This window comes from Nonomuraea sp. H19 (assembly GCF_052068215.1).
Classification (GTDB): domain Bacteria; phylum Actinomycetota; class Actinomycetes; order Streptosporangiales; family Streptosporangiaceae; genus Nonomuraea.
Genome location: NZ_JBQHCV010000004.1, coordinates 174,927 through 189,865, shown reverse-complemented (window position 1 = coordinate 189,865; position 14,939 = coordinate 174,927). Strand labels below are relative to the sequence as shown.

General features: G+C 70.2%; 13 protein-coding genes and 1 pseudogene. 8 read left to right on the top strand and 6 right to left on the bottom strand.

Annotated features, from left to right (window positions below; genetic code table 11):
* Positions 1-2 precede the first annotated feature (2 nt).
* Genes ACTMTI_RS10200 through pip form a run of 5 tightly spaced genes read left to right on the top strand, consistent with a single transcriptional unit; the run spans position 3 to position 6,019 of the window.
* The gene (locus ACTMTI_RS10200) at positions 3-1,283 is read left to right on the top strand and encodes a phenylacetate--CoA ligase family protein (RefSeq protein ID WP_441119843.1); all 1,281 of its coding nucleotides are present in this window, start codon (positions 3-5) and stop codon (positions 1,281-1,283) included.
* Positions 1,280-2,515, top strand: coding sequence for a hypothetical protein (locus ACTMTI_RS10195; protein WP_441119841.1), 1,236 nt, complete (start codon positions 1,280-1,282; stop codon positions 2,513-2,515). The genes ACTMTI_RS10200 and ACTMTI_RS10195 overlap by 4 nt, the downstream gene beginning before the upstream one ends.
* Entirely contained in the window at positions 2,505-3,974 is a 1,470-nt protein-coding gene (locus tag ACTMTI_RS10190) for a cation:proton antiporter (RefSeq protein WP_441119839.1), read from the top strand. The genes ACTMTI_RS10195 and ACTMTI_RS10190 overlap by 11 nt, the downstream gene beginning before the upstream one ends.
* A gap of 5 nt (positions 3,975-3,979) precedes the next feature.
* Positions 3,980-4,999: an NAD-dependent epimerase/dehydratase family protein gene (locus tag ACTMTI_RS10185; RefSeq protein ID WP_441119837.1), complete on the top strand. Its 1,020-nt coding sequence runs from the start codon at positions 3,980-3,982 to the stop codon at positions 4,997-4,999.
* A gap of 48 nt (positions 5,000-5,047) precedes the next feature.
* The gene (pip, locus tag ACTMTI_RS10180; RefSeq protein WP_441119835.1) at positions 5,048-6,019 is read left to right on the top strand and encodes a prolyl aminopeptidase; all 972 of its coding nucleotides are present in this window, start codon (positions 5,048-5,050) and stop codon (positions 6,017-6,019) included.
* Here pip and ACTMTI_RS10175 read toward each other — a convergent pair.
* Positions 5,973-6,521 carry a phosphatase PAP2 family protein gene (locus ACTMTI_RS10175; protein WP_441119833.1) on the bottom strand — a complete coding sequence of 183 codons (549 nt, stop codon included), beginning with the start codon at positions 6,519-6,521 and terminating at the stop codon, positions 5,973-5,975. The genes pip and ACTMTI_RS10175 overlap by 47 nt on opposite strands.
* Positions 6,522-6,752: 231 nt before the next feature.
* Between ACTMTI_RS10175 and ACTMTI_RS10170 the strand changes: the two genes are divergently transcribed.
* Positions 6,753-7,547: a universal stress protein gene (locus tag ACTMTI_RS10170; RefSeq protein WP_441119831.1), complete on the top strand. Its 795-nt coding sequence runs from the start codon at positions 6,753-6,755 to the stop codon at positions 7,545-7,547.
* 5 nt (positions 7,548-7,552) lie between these two features.
* On the opposite strand, the gene ACTMTI_RS10165 is transcribed toward ACTMTI_RS10170, so the two are convergent.
* On the bottom strand, positions 7,553-8,668 hold the full coding sequence (locus tag ACTMTI_RS10165; RefSeq protein WP_441119829.1) for a glycosyltransferase: 1,116 nt from the start codon (positions 8,666-8,668) through the stop codon (positions 7,553-7,555).
* Complete coding sequence (locus ACTMTI_RS10160) at positions 8,665-9,639, bottom strand: glucosyl-3-phosphoglycerate synthase (RefSeq protein WP_441119827.1); 975 nt, start codon at positions 9,637-9,639, stop codon at positions 8,665-8,667. The genes ACTMTI_RS10165 and ACTMTI_RS10160 overlap by 4 nt, the downstream gene beginning before the upstream one ends.
* Positions 9,640-9,657: 18 nt before the next feature.
* On the opposite strand from ACTMTI_RS10160, the gene ACTMTI_RS10155 reads away from it, so the two are divergent.
* Together ACTMTI_RS10155 and ACTMTI_RS10150 are read left to right on the top strand one after the other, a co-directional pair.
* Positions 9,658-10,749, top strand: coding sequence for a Gfo/Idh/MocA family protein (locus ACTMTI_RS10155; RefSeq protein ID WP_441119825.1), 1,092 nt, complete (start codon positions 9,658-9,660; stop codon positions 10,747-10,749).
* A gap of 4 nt (positions 10,750-10,753) precedes the next feature.
* Positions 10,754-11,857 (top strand): zinc-dependent alcohol dehydrogenase, encoded by a 1,104-nt coding sequence (locus tag ACTMTI_RS10150; RefSeq protein WP_441119824.1) that lies wholly within the window; start codon positions 10,754-10,756, stop codon positions 11,855-11,857.
* 9 nt (positions 11,858-11,866) lie between these two features.
* On the opposite strand, the pseudogene ACTMTI_RS10145 reads toward ACTMTI_RS10150, so the two are convergent.
* The 3 genes and pseudogenes from ACTMTI_RS10145 to ACTMTI_RS10135 all read right to left on the bottom strand — a co-directional run.
* A pseudogene (locus ACTMTI_RS10145) lies at positions 11,867-13,045 on the bottom strand (MGH1-like glycoside hydrolase domain-containing protein); the annotation flags it as partial.
* Positions 13,042-13,827, bottom strand: coding sequence for a sugar phosphate isomerase/epimerase family protein (locus ACTMTI_RS10140; RefSeq protein WP_441119822.1), 786 nt, complete (start codon positions 13,825-13,827; stop codon positions 13,042-13,044). The pseudogene ACTMTI_RS10145 and the gene ACTMTI_RS10140, both read right to left, overlap by 4 nt.
* Positions 13,828-13,830: 3 nt before the next feature.
* A complete protein-coding gene (locus ACTMTI_RS10135; RefSeq protein ID WP_441119821.1) occupies positions 13,831-14,859 on the bottom strand; it encodes a zinc-dependent alcohol dehydrogenase in 1,029 nt (342 codons plus the stop codon).
* Positions 14,860-14,939: the final 80 nt, after the last annotated feature.

The window sequence follows — 14,939 nt, the reverse complement described above, 5'->3', positions numbered from 1 at the left end:
CGATGCTCGTCCGGGAGGCGGCGTATGTGCCGCTGACCATCGCACGGCAGTACGGCGGCACGGCCGCGTTGCGCCGCCGCCAGCTCCGCGGGCTCAACCGGATGCTGGAGCTGGCCCGCACCCGGGTCCCCTACTACCGCGACGACCCGCGCTACGCCCGTGGCCCGCTGCGCAGCCTGGCGGAGCTGGCCGAGCTGCCGGTGCTGGACAAGCAGGTGCTGCGGGAGCAGCCGCTGGAACGCATGCTCGCCGACGGCGTGGACCTGGCGCGGTGCCTGTCGTTCCAGACCAGCGGCAGCACGGGGCGGCGGGTCAGGATCGTGCACGACCAGGACAGCCACGACTACCACATGGCGGCGTGCGTGCGCAGGTTCCTGGCCACCGGCCGCTACCTGCCCACGGACCGGCTCAGCCACATCCGGCCGTTCGCGCCGCCCGCCCGCATGTTCGAGCGGTTCAACCTGTTCAGGCGGCACGTGATCCTCTCGCATCGGCCGATGCGGGAGATCAAGGAGGAACTGCTGGCCAACCGGCCCAAGGTACTGATCGGCTACCCGGTCCACCTGCGGGCCCTGTTACGGGAGCTGACCCAGGAGGAGCTGGCGCGGCTGCGGCGCACGCTCAGGATCGTCATGACGGAGTCGGAGCTGCTGCTGCCCGAGCACCGGACGATGTTCGCCGAGCGGTTCGGGGCGCCGGTCTTCGACGAGTATTCGGCGTTCGAGGTGCTGAACGTCACCTACGACTGCCGGCACGGCCGCGCCCACCTGGGGGAGGATCGTGTGTACTGCGAGATCGTCGACGAATCGGGCAAGCCGCTGCCGGACGGCCGGCCTGGTCAGGTGGTGGTCACCGCGTTCCTGGAACGGGCGATGCCGCTGCTGCGTTACAGCCTGGGCGACATCGGCCTCATCGAGCCCGGCCGCTGTCGCTGCGGCCGCCGCTTCCGCACTCTGCGCCTGACTACGGGACGCAGCAACGACTACGTCACGCTCCCGTCGGGAGAGCGGCTCTACCCCGACGCGTTCCTGCACCTGGCGGCCACCCACCCGGGGATCAGCGAGTGCTTCGTCCACCAGGACCCGGCCGGACTGGTACGCGTCCACGTCGTGCCGAGCGGAGACGAGCCCGCCGAGCGGGTCTTCGCGACCGTGCGCGAGAAGCTCTTCACTCTGGCCGGTGGCGAGTTCCCACTGGAGGTGGTGGCGGCCGAGTCCGTGCGGATCACGCCGGGCGGCAAGGGCAAGTTCGTCACCTCCGACTACGTCGCCGTCTCCGCATGAGACTTCCCGGGACCGCGACGCCGAAGAGTCTGGCGGCGCTGCTCGGCGGGCGGGCCACCTTCCGCGGGACCCTGCTCCTGGCGAACCTGGCGCTCCTCGTGGCGTGGGGTCCGGCCGACTACGCCGGCTACGCGCAGGCCATGGGCGGCCTGGCCTTCCTCACACCACTCGTCGCGACCGGGATCGAGAAGTGCGCGCTCAAGCTGATCCCCCGGCTGCATTACACCGTCCCCGCACTGATCGGCGTCTTCGTGGCCCTGGCCGGGCTGCTGGCGGCGGTGGCGCTGGCCGTCCTGGCCGGGATGCTGGCACTCGGGCACCACGGGCCGTGGCCGGTGGCCGTGCTCGCCGGGCTGACCGCGATCTGCCTGGGACTCAACCAGGTGCTCGTCGGTCTCGCCAGAGCCATCGGCAGGCCGGCGCAGGACGTGGCCAACCACCTCGTGCTGTCCGCCGCGATGGGCTGCTGGGCGGTGGCGGCGCTGGCGCTGGGAGCCACGCCGGTGCTGTTCCTCGCGCTGTACGCGGGCACGCTGACCGTGCTCAACCTGGTGTTGCTCGCCGGGCTGCGACCCTCGTTCGGCGGGCTGCGCCGCCGCACGCTCCTGCGGGCCGCGACCGGCAACTCGCTGCGGATGGCCGTCCCCGACCTGGCCGGCGGGCTGACGATGAGCCTGATGTTCTTGGCGCTGTCGGTGGCGGGTGCGAAGGACGAAAGCACCGGGCTCTACATGGCCGCCACCGCCTCGTCACTTGTCCTCAACGCCTTCTCCTACCTCCTGCGCATCCTGCAGCCCGACGTGTCCAGGTCGCTGCACCAGAAGGACCTCACCGTCGCCTACAACCGGCTGTCGCGCTGGCTTCGCCTCCTGCTGCTGGCGGGCACGCCGTACGTGCTGGCCGCGCTGGCCGCCGCGCTGGCGGGGCTGCGGCCGTACGGGGGCGTGGGCGTCGTCATCCTGTACTTCGCCGTCGTCCCGGTCGTCTTCGCCGTGGGCAGCGCCAACTACCTGATGGAGAACGCCACCCGCGAGGCGCTGACGGCGACCGCGGCCGGGGCGGCGCTGTCGCTGGTCGTGGCGGGGGCGCTGGCCTTCCTCGTCGTGCCGTGGGCGGGCGCGCTCGGCGCGGTGGCCCTGCTCGCCGTCGGCGAGCTCGTCCACGCGGTGGCGATCCTGCACTGGTTGCGGCCACGGCGTGAGCCTTCTCGGGAGTGTGAACATGCACGTTGAGACACCGTTGGAGGACACCGAGCAACGGCTGCTGCCCGCACCCGTGCGCGGTGTGATCCTGGCGGTCGCGCTGACCGTCGGGGCCGTGGTGGTGCTCATGGTGGCCTTCGGCGTCGGCGGTGCGGGTTCGGGACACCGGGTCGCGCCGGCGGCGGCGCAGGCGCAGGAGGTGACGCGCGCCGAGTTCACGCTGCGGCTGTTCCTCGGGGTGGCCGTGATCGGCGGGTTGGCCTCGCTCGGCGGCGTGCTGGCCCGCAAGATCGGCCAGCCGTCCGTGGTGGGGCAGATGGTGGCCGGGCTGCTGCTCGGGCCCTCGGTGCTCGGCTCGCTGGCGCCAGGCGCAGTGGAGCTGATCATGCCCGACTGGATCATGCCCGACCTGAACCTGCTCGCCCAGGCCGGATTGGCGATCTTCATGTTCACGGTGGGCATGGAGTTCGACCCGGGCGTGCTCGGCCGCCAGCGCAGCGTGATCGGGGCGGCCAGCCTGGCGATGATGGCGGTGCCTTTCGCGCTGGGAGCCGTCGCGGCGATCCCGTTCTCCGCCGCGCTCGCCGGGCCGCAGGCGGGCATGACCGACTACGTGCTGTTCATCGGCACCGCGCTCAGTGTCACCGCCTTCCCGGTGCTGGCCAGGATCGTGCAGGAGGCCGGCCTGTCCGGCACCAGGCTGGGCTCGCTGGCCATGGTGTGCGCGGGCGTGGCGGACGTGCTCGCCTGGTGCGCGCTGGCCGTGGTGCTGGCGATCAGCCACGCGCGGGGGCCATCAGGGGTGCTGGCCGCGGTCGGGCTGACGGCAGCTCTGGTGCTGCTCCTCCTGTTCCTCGTACGTCCCGCGTTGCGTGCCCTGACCGCCCGCTTCGCCGGGACCACGCTTCCCACGGCGGCCAGCCTGGCCCTCGTGCTCGGATTGATCTTCGCGCTGGCCGCGGCCACGGACGCCATCGGCGTCCACGCGATCTTCGGGGCGTTCCTGGCCGGAGTCGTGCTCCCCCGTGACGCCACCCTGCTCGGCACCGTGCCGGAGCGGCTGGGGACACTCAACCAGGCGCTGCTGCTCCCGGTGTTCTTCGCCTCGATCGGGCTGCAGACGAACGTCCGCATGGCGTTCGACCAACCGGCCGTCCTGGTCGGCGGGGCGGTCCTGCTCGTGGTCGCGGTGCTCGGCAAGCTCGGCACGGCCGCGGTGGTCGCGCTCGGCGGGGGCATGCCCAGGAAGCTCGCGCTCGGCCTCGGCGTGCTCATGAACGCCCGCGGGGTCACCGAGATCGTCGTGCTCAGCACCGGCCTGAGCGTCGGCGTCATCAGCGGCGGCGCCTTCACCGTGCTGGTGGTGATGGCGCTGTTCACCACCGTGATGGCGGTACCGGCGCTCCGCCTGCTCAAGCTGTTCAACCCCACGCGGCCCATGCCAGGGCCCGCGCCGCACCACGCCGTCACCGCCAGCAGGAAGGAATGACTCTCATGACCCCAACATCACTGGTCACCGGAGGCGCGGGGTTCATCGGCTCGCATGTCGCCGCTGATCTGCTCCGCGCTGGTCACCAGGTCGTGGTTCTCGACGACCTGTCGGGCGGGGACGCGGCCAACGTGCCCGACGGTGCCCACTTCCACCAGGGCAGTGTCTGCGACCAGGACGTGGTGGACGCGCTCTTCGCGACCTGGAAGTTCGACTATGTCTTCCACCTGGCCGCGTACGCCGCCGAAGGGCTGAGCCACTTCATCAAGCGCTACAACTACACCAACAACGTGATCGGCAGCGTGAACCTGATCAACGCGGCCGTCAACGCCGGGACCGTGCGGTGCTTCGTCTTCACCTCCTCCATCGCCGTCTACGGGCACGCCGAGCCCCCCATGTCGGAGGATCTGACGCCCGCACCGGTGGACCCGTACGGCATCGCCAAATACGCGGTCGAGCAGGAGCTGAAGGTCAGCCATGAGATGTTCGGCCTGCCGTACGTCATCTTCCGGCCGCACAACGTCTACGGCGAGCGGCAGAACATCGGCGACCGCTACCGCAACGTCATCGGGATCTTCATGAATCAGATCCTGCGCGGCGAGGAATGCACGATCTTCGGGGACGGCGAGCAGACCCGGGCCTTCAGTCACATCGACGACGTGGCCCTGCCGATCGCCCGCTCGATCGGCAACCCGCGAGCCTATGGCGAGATCTTCAACATCGGCGGCGACACCCCTCACACGGTCAACGAACTGGCCAGGGCCGTGGCGGAGGCGATGGACGCGCCGCTGCGGGTGCGGCACCTGGAGGCGAGGCACGAGGTCGTGCACGCCTTCTCCGCCCATGACAAGGCCCGGGACATCCTCGGCGTGGGCGCCGGCTCGGTGCCGCTGGCCGAAGGGCTGGCCCAGATGGCCGCCTGGGCGAAGAAGCACGGGCCGCAGGAGCCTTCGGTCTTCTCGGGGATCGAGGTGAGCCGCAACATGCCGCCCTCCTGGCAGGCTCTGGTCATCGACCGCCCCTGACATCAACGAGAAGGAGGCCGGACCCGGTCCATGGCAGGATCGGTGGCCATGAGAACCCTGTATCCGCCCATCGAGCCCTATGACTCCGGCCTGCTGGACGTCGGCGACGGCAACGAGATCTACTGGGAGGTCTGCGGCAACCCCGACGGCAGGCCGGCCGTCATGCTGCACGGCGGCCCCGGAGGCGGGTGCACCACCAAGCACCGCCGCCAGTGGAACCCGGAGCTCTACCGCATCGTGCTGTTCGACCAGCGCAATTGCGGCCGTAGCCGGCCGCACGCCGCCGACCCCGCCACCGACCTCAAGGCCAACACCACCTGGAACCTGGTGGCGGACATGGAGCGGCTGCGCGAGCATCTGGGCATCGAAAGGTGGCAGGTGTTCGGCGGGTCGTGGGGCAGCGCGCTGGCGCTGGCGTACGCGCAGGCGCATCCCGAGCGGACGACCGAGCTGGTGCTGCGCGGGATCTTCACGTTGCGGCCGCAGGAGTTGCGCTGGTTCTACCAGGAGGGGGCCTGTTACCTGTTCCCTGACCTGTGGGAGCGGTACGTGGCCCCGATCCCGGAAGAGGAGCGGGGCGATCTGATGGCGGCGTTCCGCAGGCGGCTCGAAGGCGACGACGATGCCGCCCGGCTCGCGGCGGCCAAGGCGTGGGCGCAGTGGGAGGCGGGCACGATCACGCTGCTGCCGGACCCCGAGCTGGTCGCCGAGTTCGGGGAGGAGCGGATGGCGGTGAGCTTCGCCCGCATCGAGAACCACTACTTCCACCACGGCGGCTGGTTCGAGCCCGATCAGCTCATCAGGAATGTCGACAAGATCCGGCACATTCCTGCCGTGATCGTGCAGGGCCGATACGACGCCTGCACCCCGATGGCCACCGCGTGGGACCTGCACCAGGCGTGGCCGGAGGCGGAGTTCCACGTGGTGGACGACGCCGGGCACGCCTACATCGAGCCCGGCATCCTGGACCGGCTCATCGAAGCGACAGACGACTTCGCGCGAGGCGTACGGCAGGGGTGACGGCACCCACGCACAGCAGCGCGAACAGCGGCGCCAGCGCCAGCCCGATCAGGAAGCCCCCGGCCACGTCGTGGGGGTAGTGCACGCCGACGAACACCCGCGAGAACGCCATGACCGCCGCCAGCGGGAACACCACCCATGCGAGCGCGCGCCAGGCCAGCACGAGGGTGGCGGCCGCGCCGGCCGCGATCACGGAGTGGTTGCTGGGAAAGGACCAGTCGTCCGGCGGCGGGCAGTCGGCGATCGTCACGATCCCGCCCCGGCACGGCCGGTCCTCGCGGACGAGGATCTTCACGACCTCGCTCACGACGTACGCGACCACCACCCCGGCCGGCCCGGCGATCACCAGCGCCAGGTCCCGCGCCGGTGCCCGCCACGCACGCAGGGCGGCCACCACGAAGAGCGCCGCGAACACGAATAACCCGGCGTCCGTGCCCACTTCGGCGAGCGTGTGGAGCCACGCGGGCGTGGTGAGGGCGAAGTCGGCGATGTCGCGGTACACACGTGTCCAATCCGTGAACGGGCAATGGACACGACCTTACGAACTGCGGCCTTCACACGCCTCGACCTTATGGCGGAATGTCGGCAAATTTCTCCCCCAAACGGTCGATCCAGCCAGGATCTCGCTGCGGATACCATCAAGACTGATCTTCGCGGTTTTGCACCTCCGCGCGTTTGCAACGGTCCGATCAACGCCGCGTAACCCCAGTTCAGAGCGGGTAAGAGCGGAGTCGTGATCGGAGAGCACGTGATCGTCGGCTACACCAGCGATTCGGGCGGTCGTGACGCTCTGGCGCTCGGTGCCGCGATCGCGCGGGTCACCGGCGGCGAGCTCACGATCGCGACGATCTACCCGCCGGGCAGCCCCGGACTGGCGGTCGAGGCGCAGGCCAACCTGGCGCACGCGGCCGAGGAGCTGGGACCGATGCCGGCGGAATACCTCACCTACGAGAGCAGGGGTCCGGGGCGCGGCCTGTCGGTGCTGGCCAGCAGGATCAGGGCCGACCTGATCGTGGTCGGCTCGGCGAGCGGCGGGCACCGCGGCCGCATCGCGATCGGCGCCACTTCCGACCACCTGCTGCACCTGTCCTCGGAGGCCGTCATGCTGGCGCCCGCCGGCTACGTCCCGGCCGACGGGATCGACCGCCTCACGCTGGCCTACGTGCACCGGCCGCAGTGCGACGCGGCGGTCGAGAGGATGGCGCAGGCGGCGCTGCGGCTGGGCGTGCCGCTCCGGCTGGTCACGTTCGACCTTCGTACCGAGGACCAGGGCAAGCTCAGGGACGATCTCGCCCTGGCGGTGCGGCTGGCCTGGGAGAGCACGGGGATCGAGGCGGAATCGGAGGTGGCCGAGGGCCACGACGTGACCGCCGCGATGGCCGACGTCGAGTGGCTGCCCGGCGAGCTGCTGGTCTGCGCGGCCAGCGAGGACGCGCAGCCGTACCGGGTGTTCCTCGGGGAGCTCGCCATGAAGGCACTGCGGGCCGCCTCCAGCCCCGTCACCGTGCTGCCCCGCGGTTTCTCCTGACCCGCCTACGTGCGCATGACCCGCTCGTACAACTCCAGATAGCGATCGGCCATCACGGACGGCGAGAAGCGGCGGTGGGCCTCACGGCGGCACTCCTCCGGGTCCAGCTCGTCCACCCGCAGCACCCACTCGGCCAGTTCCTCCTCGCTGTCGGCGAGGAAGCCCGTGCGGCCGTGGTCGATGATCTCCGGGAGGCAGCCGCGGCGCAGGCCCACCGGCGGCACCCCGAGTGCCAGCGCCTCGACGACGGCCGTGCCGCCGGGCTCGTCCCACTGGATCGGGAAGAGCGCGGCGCGGGCCGAGGCGTAGAGGTGGTCCCTGTCCGGGCCGCCCACCGCGCCGACCCACCTGACCAACTCGCCGTCGAGATAGCGGGACACCTGGTCGAGGTGGTAGCGGACGTCGGGGTGGCTGTGCAGCGGGTGGTACGGGTTCTGGGCCACGACGTCCAGTTCGGCCTGGGTGTTGCGGCCGCTGACCGGCCCGGCCAGCACCAGCGGCAGCCCGAGCTTCTGGCACAGCCTGGCCGCCACGTGCTGGCCCTTGAGCTGGCAGATCCGGCCCATGACCACCAGGTGCTCCCCCCGCTCCGCCCGCACGTCGCCCTCGGCGAGCGGGGTGGCCAGGTAGACCGCGCCGAGCGAGGCCGCGCGCAGGGCCTCGGGGGCGCGGGCGAGCTGCGACTCCGAGACGCCGTTGACCGCGATCGACGGCGGGAACGCGCCGTAGAAGGCCGGATGTTTTCGCAGGTCCCAATGGAGGGTGTGGAGAACGGGCGGCCCGCCGAGCGCGGACAGCACCGCGGGCCCGACCACTTCCAGGTGGTCGTGGACGAGGTCGATGTCGTCGCGGGCGCGCAACTCGGCCGCCACCCGGGCCTGGTGCGCGTGCGCGATGCCCATGACCTGGTTGTACGGCTTCTGCAGCTCCGTGAACTGGCCCTCGTCGAAGACGCTGATCAGCTCGTCCACGTCGAGCGTGCTCGACCCGGCGGAGGCCAGCACCACGTGTACGCCACGCGCGCGCAGCGCGGGCACCAGCGTGGCCACCACGTTCTCGATCCCGCCGTAGCCGGGAGGCGGAACCGACAGCCACGGTCCCGCGTTCACCAGGACTTTCATGCCACATCCTCCTCCAGTACGAGGGAGGCGAGCGGAGGTCGCTCCGCCACGGCCACGTCCACCAGATCCGCCTGCCCATCGAGCCCGAACTGCAACAGCGTGTGCGCCGGAGGCTCCGACGCCATCACGCGGCCCTGGCGTTCCAGGCGCGACCAGGCGGTGAGCATGATCTGTCCGGCCATCCGGCCGAGCGCGGTCATCGACTGGTGGGTGTGCGTGCGATCACCCAGGTCCACCTGGGCCATCGCGTCCAGCCCGACGAGCTGGAGCAGGTCCACGAGGAGCCCGAACTCCACGCCGTACTCGGTGACGAACGGCACCCGTTCGAGCACCTCGCGCCGGCCGGCGTACTCGCCGCCGAGCGGCTGGGCGATTCCGGCCAGTTCCGGCCAGAACATGTTGATCAATGGCCTGGCCACCAGTTCGGTGACCCGGCCGCCGCCGCCGCGCTGCACGACGCCGTCCGCGCCGGTGTACGGCCGCTCGTACGTCGCCTTCACGAACTGCGTGTCGGCGTCCACCAACAGCGGCCCCACCAGCCCCGACACGTAGTGCGCGCCGAAGCTGCGCAGGTCGGAGTCCACGAACACGACGATGTCGCCGTGGGAGGCGGCCAGCCCCTTCCACAGCGCTTCACCCTTGCCCGTCAGCGGGGGAAGTTGTGGGAGGACGTCGTCTTGCGCCACCACGCGGGCGCCTGCCTCGCGGGCACGTTCGGCGGTCGCGTCGGTGGAGCGGGAGTCGACGACGAGGATCTCGTCGACGAGTGGGGTTCGTTCGACGAGGTCACGGCGGATGACGGTGACGATGTCGCCCACTGTGCTCTCCTCGTCACGAGCAGGCAGCACAACGCTCACCGTGGTGTTTCCCTTGGCCAGCATTAAAGCGTCGACCGGCCACTCGGCTGCGGTGCTCGAGTGCGGGCCGTACCATTCCTGGACCCTGGCCAAGGCTCGCAGATCTGTCTCCATGCAGTCAGCCCCGATCTCATGAGGTCACGGCTTCTGCCCGCTGGGAGTCCTTACGAACATGTTTGTTTGCTTACGCCCAAACGTGGCATATGCCGAGTTGTGTCCCCAATGACCCGTGTCGGCATCGTGGGTGCCGGAAATGTAGCCGCTCGTCATGCGGACGTCCTGTCCGAGTTCCCCGATGTCACGATCGCTGGTATCGCCGACACGGACCTCCACAGGGCCGAAGCTCTGGCCTCCAAGCATGGCTCCCCCGCCTATGGCAGCCACGCCGACCTACTCCATGCCGACGGTCTGGATGCTGTCTATGTCTGTGTGCCTCCTTTCGCGCACGGTAACCCTGAACAAGATGTTCTGTCGTGCAATCTACCGATTTTCGTGGAAAAACCCCTTTCACTGGACCTCCCAACGGCGCAAAACATCGCCGCCGAAATCGAGCGGAGATCTCTGCCGTCCGCGGTCGGCCACCACTGGCGCTACCTGGACATCGTGGAGCGAGCCCGCGACCTGCTCGCCGACCGCCCGGTACGCCTCGCGCTCGGCCACTGGCTCGACAAGGTCCCCCCGGTCGGCTGGTGGCTGGATCAGAGCAGGTCGGGCGGCCAGATCGTCGAGCAGGCCGTCCACGTGCTGGACCTGGCGCGAGTCCTGGTGGGCGAGGTGACGATGGTGCACGCCGTGCCCGCGGAGAACACCGTGGACGGCGAGGTGGACCGGGCCACGGCCGCGGTGCTGCGCTTCGCCGGCGGCGCGGCGGGGCTGCTGGCCACCTCGTGCCTGCTGGAGCACAAGCACCGGGTGGGGCTGGAGGTGTGCGCCGACGGCATCGCGCTGGAGCTCAGCGAGACGCGGCTGCTGGTCGACGGCGAGCGCGTGATCGAGGACGACGGGCTGGCCAAGACGCGGGTGGACAGGGAGTTCATCAATGCCGTGCAAGGCAAGGACGCCGACGTGCGCGTGCCGTACCGTGAGGCTCTGCGAACCCACCGCCTGGCTCTGGCGCTCGCGCGGTCCGCGGCGGACCGAAGCCCGGTGACGCTCGAAGCCGACCAACCAGAGCAACGGGAGAAGGCTGCGGCATATGGCGACCGAGCCGGCCTCGCGGAGTGAGGCCATGACCAAACTCCTGAGTATCGAAGGGCCAGGGCGGGTGGCGCTGGTGGAGGAGAAGCTGCCGGACGTGCCCGAGGGCGGGTTCATGGTGGCCACCACCCACAGCGGCATCTCGGCGGGCACCGAGCTGACCTACGTCAAGGGCACCAACCCCTACCTGACCTCGTCCTGGGACCAGGCGCTCGGCCTGTTCACGGAGGGCACGCCGGCGATCGCCTATCCGGTGCGCGGCATCGGCTACATGCAGGTCGGCCTGGTGGTGGAGACGCGTACGCGGGCCGTGGCCGAAGGGGCGCTGGTGGCGATGTGCTACGGGCACCGGACGGCGTACGTGGCGGACCCGATGACGGACCGGTTCGTGGAGCTGCCCGAGGACCTCGATCCGGTGCTCGGCATCTATGTCGCCCACATGGGCCCGATCTGCGCCAACGGCCTGCTACACGCGGCCCATGACCTGCACGGACCCGCCGTGCAGCAGCTCGGCGACGGCGTACGCGGGCGGCGGATCGTGGTCGTGGGCGCCGGTGTCGTCGGCCTGCTGACGGCCTGCTTCGCGATGTCCTGCGGCGCGGCCGAGGTTGTGGTCGTGGACGAGACCCCGGCCAGGCTCGCGGTCGCCGAGTCGCTCGGCGCGCACGTCCTGCTCGCGGACGACAACCCGGCGGTGGCGCTGAAGCGCCGCTGGCGGCACGGCGTCGACGACCGCGGCGCGGACGTGGTGTTCCAGTGCCGGGGCCAGACCCGGGCGCTGGCGCTCGGCCTGCGGCTGTTGCGCCCGCAGGGCACGCTGGTGGATCTGGCCTTCTACACGCAGGGCGCGCAGGAGGTGCGGCTCGGCGAGGAGTTCCACCACAACGGGCTGACCGTGCGCTGCGCCCAGATCGGCCGGGTGCCGCGCGGCCTGGCGCACGCCTGGGACAGGGAGCGGCTCTCGCACGAGACGATCACCCTGCTCAGGGAGCACGGCAGGCTGCTACGCGAGCACCTGATCACCGACGTCGTCGGTTTCTCCGACGCCCCCCAGTTCCTCACCGATCTCGCGGCCCGGCGCCGGCAGAGCATCCAGGCCGTGCTCAGCGACCACGTCGAGGATGAGGGCGGCTGACCAGCTGAAGTCCCCGCAACCGTGCCCCCGCAGTGTGAAGGGGTCGAAGTATTCGCGGAACCCGGAGTGCATCACCAGGTTGAGCATCCCGTCGGCGACCGGGACCGCCAGGTCGGGGCGGCGCTCCTTGAGCCCCTGCCAGACCAGCCACGTGAGGTTGATCCAGCTCGGGCCGCGCCAGTAGCGGACCGGGTCGAACTCGGGCGCGGACGGGGAGAAGCTGGGCAGGATGCCGTCCTTGAGCGCGAACCTGTCCAGCGCCGTCGCGATCAGCGTGTCGGCGATCTCGTCCGGCAGATCGGGCAGCATGAGCGGCGTCAGCCCGGCGGCGCTGCTGGAGTGGATCACGCGGCCGGTGCGCACGTCGCGGGACTGGAACAGGCCGCCGTCGTAGAGGTGCTCGACCATGGCGGCGGTGATGGCGGCCGCCTCGCGCTCGTGGGGCTCGGGGTCGAGGCCGCACTCCTGCGCGATCTTGGCGAGGGTCGATTCCGCGACGCCGTACGCGGCGTTGAACAGCGGATCCTCGACGTGGAACGCGCCAGGCCGGCGGTAGCCGGAGTCACGATAGGCGGTGGCGAGCGCGACGTAGCGCTCGTAGTCCCGGTCGGTGGGCCGCTCGTCGGCGCTGACGTCGGTGAGGTCCCGGCGGACGAACCCGGCCGGGCGGCTCTGCACCTCCTGCAGCGGCAGGTCCCAGGCCGGGCTGTTGTCCATGCCCGACTCCCAGGGGTGCACGATCGAGATCAGGCCCTCAGGGGAGCGCCTGGCCGCGCGCAGGAACTCCTGCTGCGCCACGAGCCTGGGGTAGATCCTGCGCAGGAACGCGGGATCGGGGTCGGCCAGGTGGGTCTTCCAGGCGGCCAGCGCGTGCACCGGCGGCTGGATGATGCCGGAGGTCGCCGACCCGGACGGGGCGTGGGCCTGCCAGAACTCGGGACCGGGGAAATAGGCCCCGTCCGGCACCTTCGGGTTGAATACGATGTGCGGCACCCGGCCGTCGCGCCACTGCGCGCCGAACAGGCTGAGCAGCTCCGACCTGGCTCTTCTCGGCGCCCAGCGGGCGTGTCCGATCGCGATGAAGGCCGAGTCCCAGCTCCACTGATGGGGATAGAGCCGACGGGAGGGAACCGTGTAACTGCCGTCCCAGTTAGCCACCAGGACGCGCACGGCGTCGCGAAGGATCATAGGAACTTCCTGACGAAGGCCGCTGTTTGGGGGAGAACGATCTCGGGCTCGCCGCGCAGCCGGCATTCGAGCGCGAGGTAGCCCTCGTAGCCGAAGGCGTCGAGCGTGGCCAGCTGCGCGCCCCAGTCGAGGTGACCGGTGCCCGGCTGGTTCCTGTTGGACTCGCTGATCTGCATGTGCGCGAGGTAGGGGGCGGCCTCGGCCAGCGCGCGGCAGGGGTCGTCCTCCTCGATGTTCATGTGGTACGTGTCGCCGACGACCCTGATCGAGTCCATGGCGCAGTAGAAGACCGCGTCGGCGAGCGAGTTGACCATGTGGTTCTCGTAGCGGTTGAGCGGCTCCAGCATGATCAGCACGCCGTTGCGCTGCGCGTGCTCGCCGAGGATGCCCAATGCCTCGGCCAGCACCTCGCGGTCCTCCTCGGCGCTGCGCGGCGGCTCGAACGGCGGCAGCCGGAGGGAGAACTGGCCCCAGGACGCAGGCGTCATGACGCCGATGCCGCCCAGCTCGGCGATCACCGTGAGCTGCGACCTGAGCTGCTGGATGGCGTCCTTGCGCTTGACCGGGTCGAAGTCACCGATGAAGTGCGGCATGTCCACGCAGACCGTCGGCATGACCACGCCGTCGGCCAAAGCCCGCTTGAGCTCGGTCAGGCGGCCGGCGAAGTGGAAATCGCCCTTGCCGCGCAGCTCGATGGCGTCGAACCCGGCATCGACCGCGAACGCGAATTTCTCCTGCAGCGTGCGGCCAGGCAGAAGCTGCTCCTGTACGGCGAGCTTCACTTGTTACTCCTCGAATCGGAAGACGAGCTGGAGCACCTCGGACTGGTGCTTGTCGAGCAGGTCGAAGGCCTCGGCGGCCCTCTCGATGGGCATGACGTGGCTGATGAGCTCGGCGGCGTCGATCTCGCCGCGGTGCACGAGCTCCATGAACGTGCGCTGCAGACGCTCGACGTCCCATCGGTGCGCCAGCCACGAGGCGACCCCGCCGATCTGGGAGGAGACGAGCTGGACCTGGTTGTGGTGGAACTCCTCGCCCAGCCGCAGCCCGACGCCGTCACCCTGGTAGAAGCCGGCGGCCACGACCCGGCCGCCCTTACGGACGGTCCTGATGGCCTCGTGCAGGCCCTGGTGGCTGCCGCTCAGCTCGATGACGGTGTCGGCGCCCTCGACGCGCTTGCGCATGAACTCGGCGACCGAGCCCGCGGCCACGTCGAACGTCTCGGCCGCGCCGAACCTCCTGGCCAGCTCCAGCCGGTCGGGGATGGAGTCGGCGGCGATCACCCTGGCGCCGCTGAGCACGGCCAGGCGGGTGGCGAGCAGCCCGATGACGCCCTGGCCGAAGACCGCGATCTGGTCACCCAGATGCACGTCGGCGGCGTGCACGGCGTTGAGCGCGATGGCGCCCACGCGGGCGAAGGCGCCGGTCAGCGGGTCCGCGCCCGGCGGCAGCACGTGGCCGACCAGCTTTTCCGCCGGCACGACGGCCTCGGCGCGATGACCCCAGATGCCCCACACGAGGGCACCGACAGGGGGGTCCGCGACGTCGGCCGCCGCCTCCACCACCTCCCCGACCTCCTGGTATCCCCAGCCGGTGAGGGGGTAGGCATGCGTCTGACCGTCGACGAAGAGCCGGCGCTCGGTGTCCCACTTGCGGGTCAGATATGGATTTGTTCCGCGGTAGGCGGTGAGCTCGGTGCCGGCCGAGACCCCGGAGTAGATCGTACGGACCCGCACGGAGCCCGGAACGAGATCGGCGGGCGACTCCAGGCCGAGGCGGACATGGCCTGGCTCTTCAAAGGTGATGACGCGCATTCCCCAACACTTACGCTTATTGATCAAACAAAAGAGAAAGATTTATTCCTTGTTTGCACACGTTAGGTGTGCACGTAACA

Coding starts and splice junctions, on each gene's coding strand:
- pip (WP_441119835.1), top strand. CDS start 5,048: ATGAGAACCCTGTATCCGCCCATCGAGCCCTATGACTCCGGCCTGCTG.
- ACTMTI_RS10155 (WP_441119825.1), top strand. CDS start 9,658: ATGAGGTCACGGCTTCTGCCCGCTGGGAGTCCTTACGAACATGTTTGT.
- ACTMTI_RS10135 (WP_441119821.1), bottom strand. CDS start 14,859: ATGCGCGTCATCACCTTTGAAGAGCCAGGCCATGTCCGCCTCGGCCTG.
- ACTMTI_RS10190 (WP_441119839.1), top strand. CDS start 2,505: ATGCACGTTGAGACACCGTTGGAGGACACCGAGCAACGGCTGCTGCCC.
- ACTMTI_RS10150 (WP_441119824.1), top strand. CDS start 10,754: ATGACCAAACTCCTGAGTATCGAAGGGCCAGGGCGGGTGGCGCTGGTG.
- ACTMTI_RS10200 (WP_441119843.1), top strand. CDS start 3: ATGCTCGTCCGGGAGGCGGCGTATGTGCCGCTGACCATCGCACGGCAG.
- ACTMTI_RS10195 (WP_441119841.1), top strand. CDS start 1,280: ATGAGACTTCCCGGGACCGCGACGCCGAAGAGTCTGGCGGCGCTGCTC.
- ACTMTI_RS10185 (WP_441119837.1), top strand. CDS start 3,980: ATGACCCCAACATCACTGGTCACCGGAGGCGCGGGGTTCATCGGCTCG.
- ACTMTI_RS10160 (WP_441119827.1), bottom strand. CDS start 9,639: ATGGAGACAGATCTGCGAGCCTTGGCCAGGGTCCAGGAATGGTACGGC.
- ACTMTI_RS10165 (WP_441119829.1), bottom strand. CDS start 8,668: ATGAAAGTCCTGGTGAACGCGGGACCGTGGCTGTCGGTTCCGCCTCCC.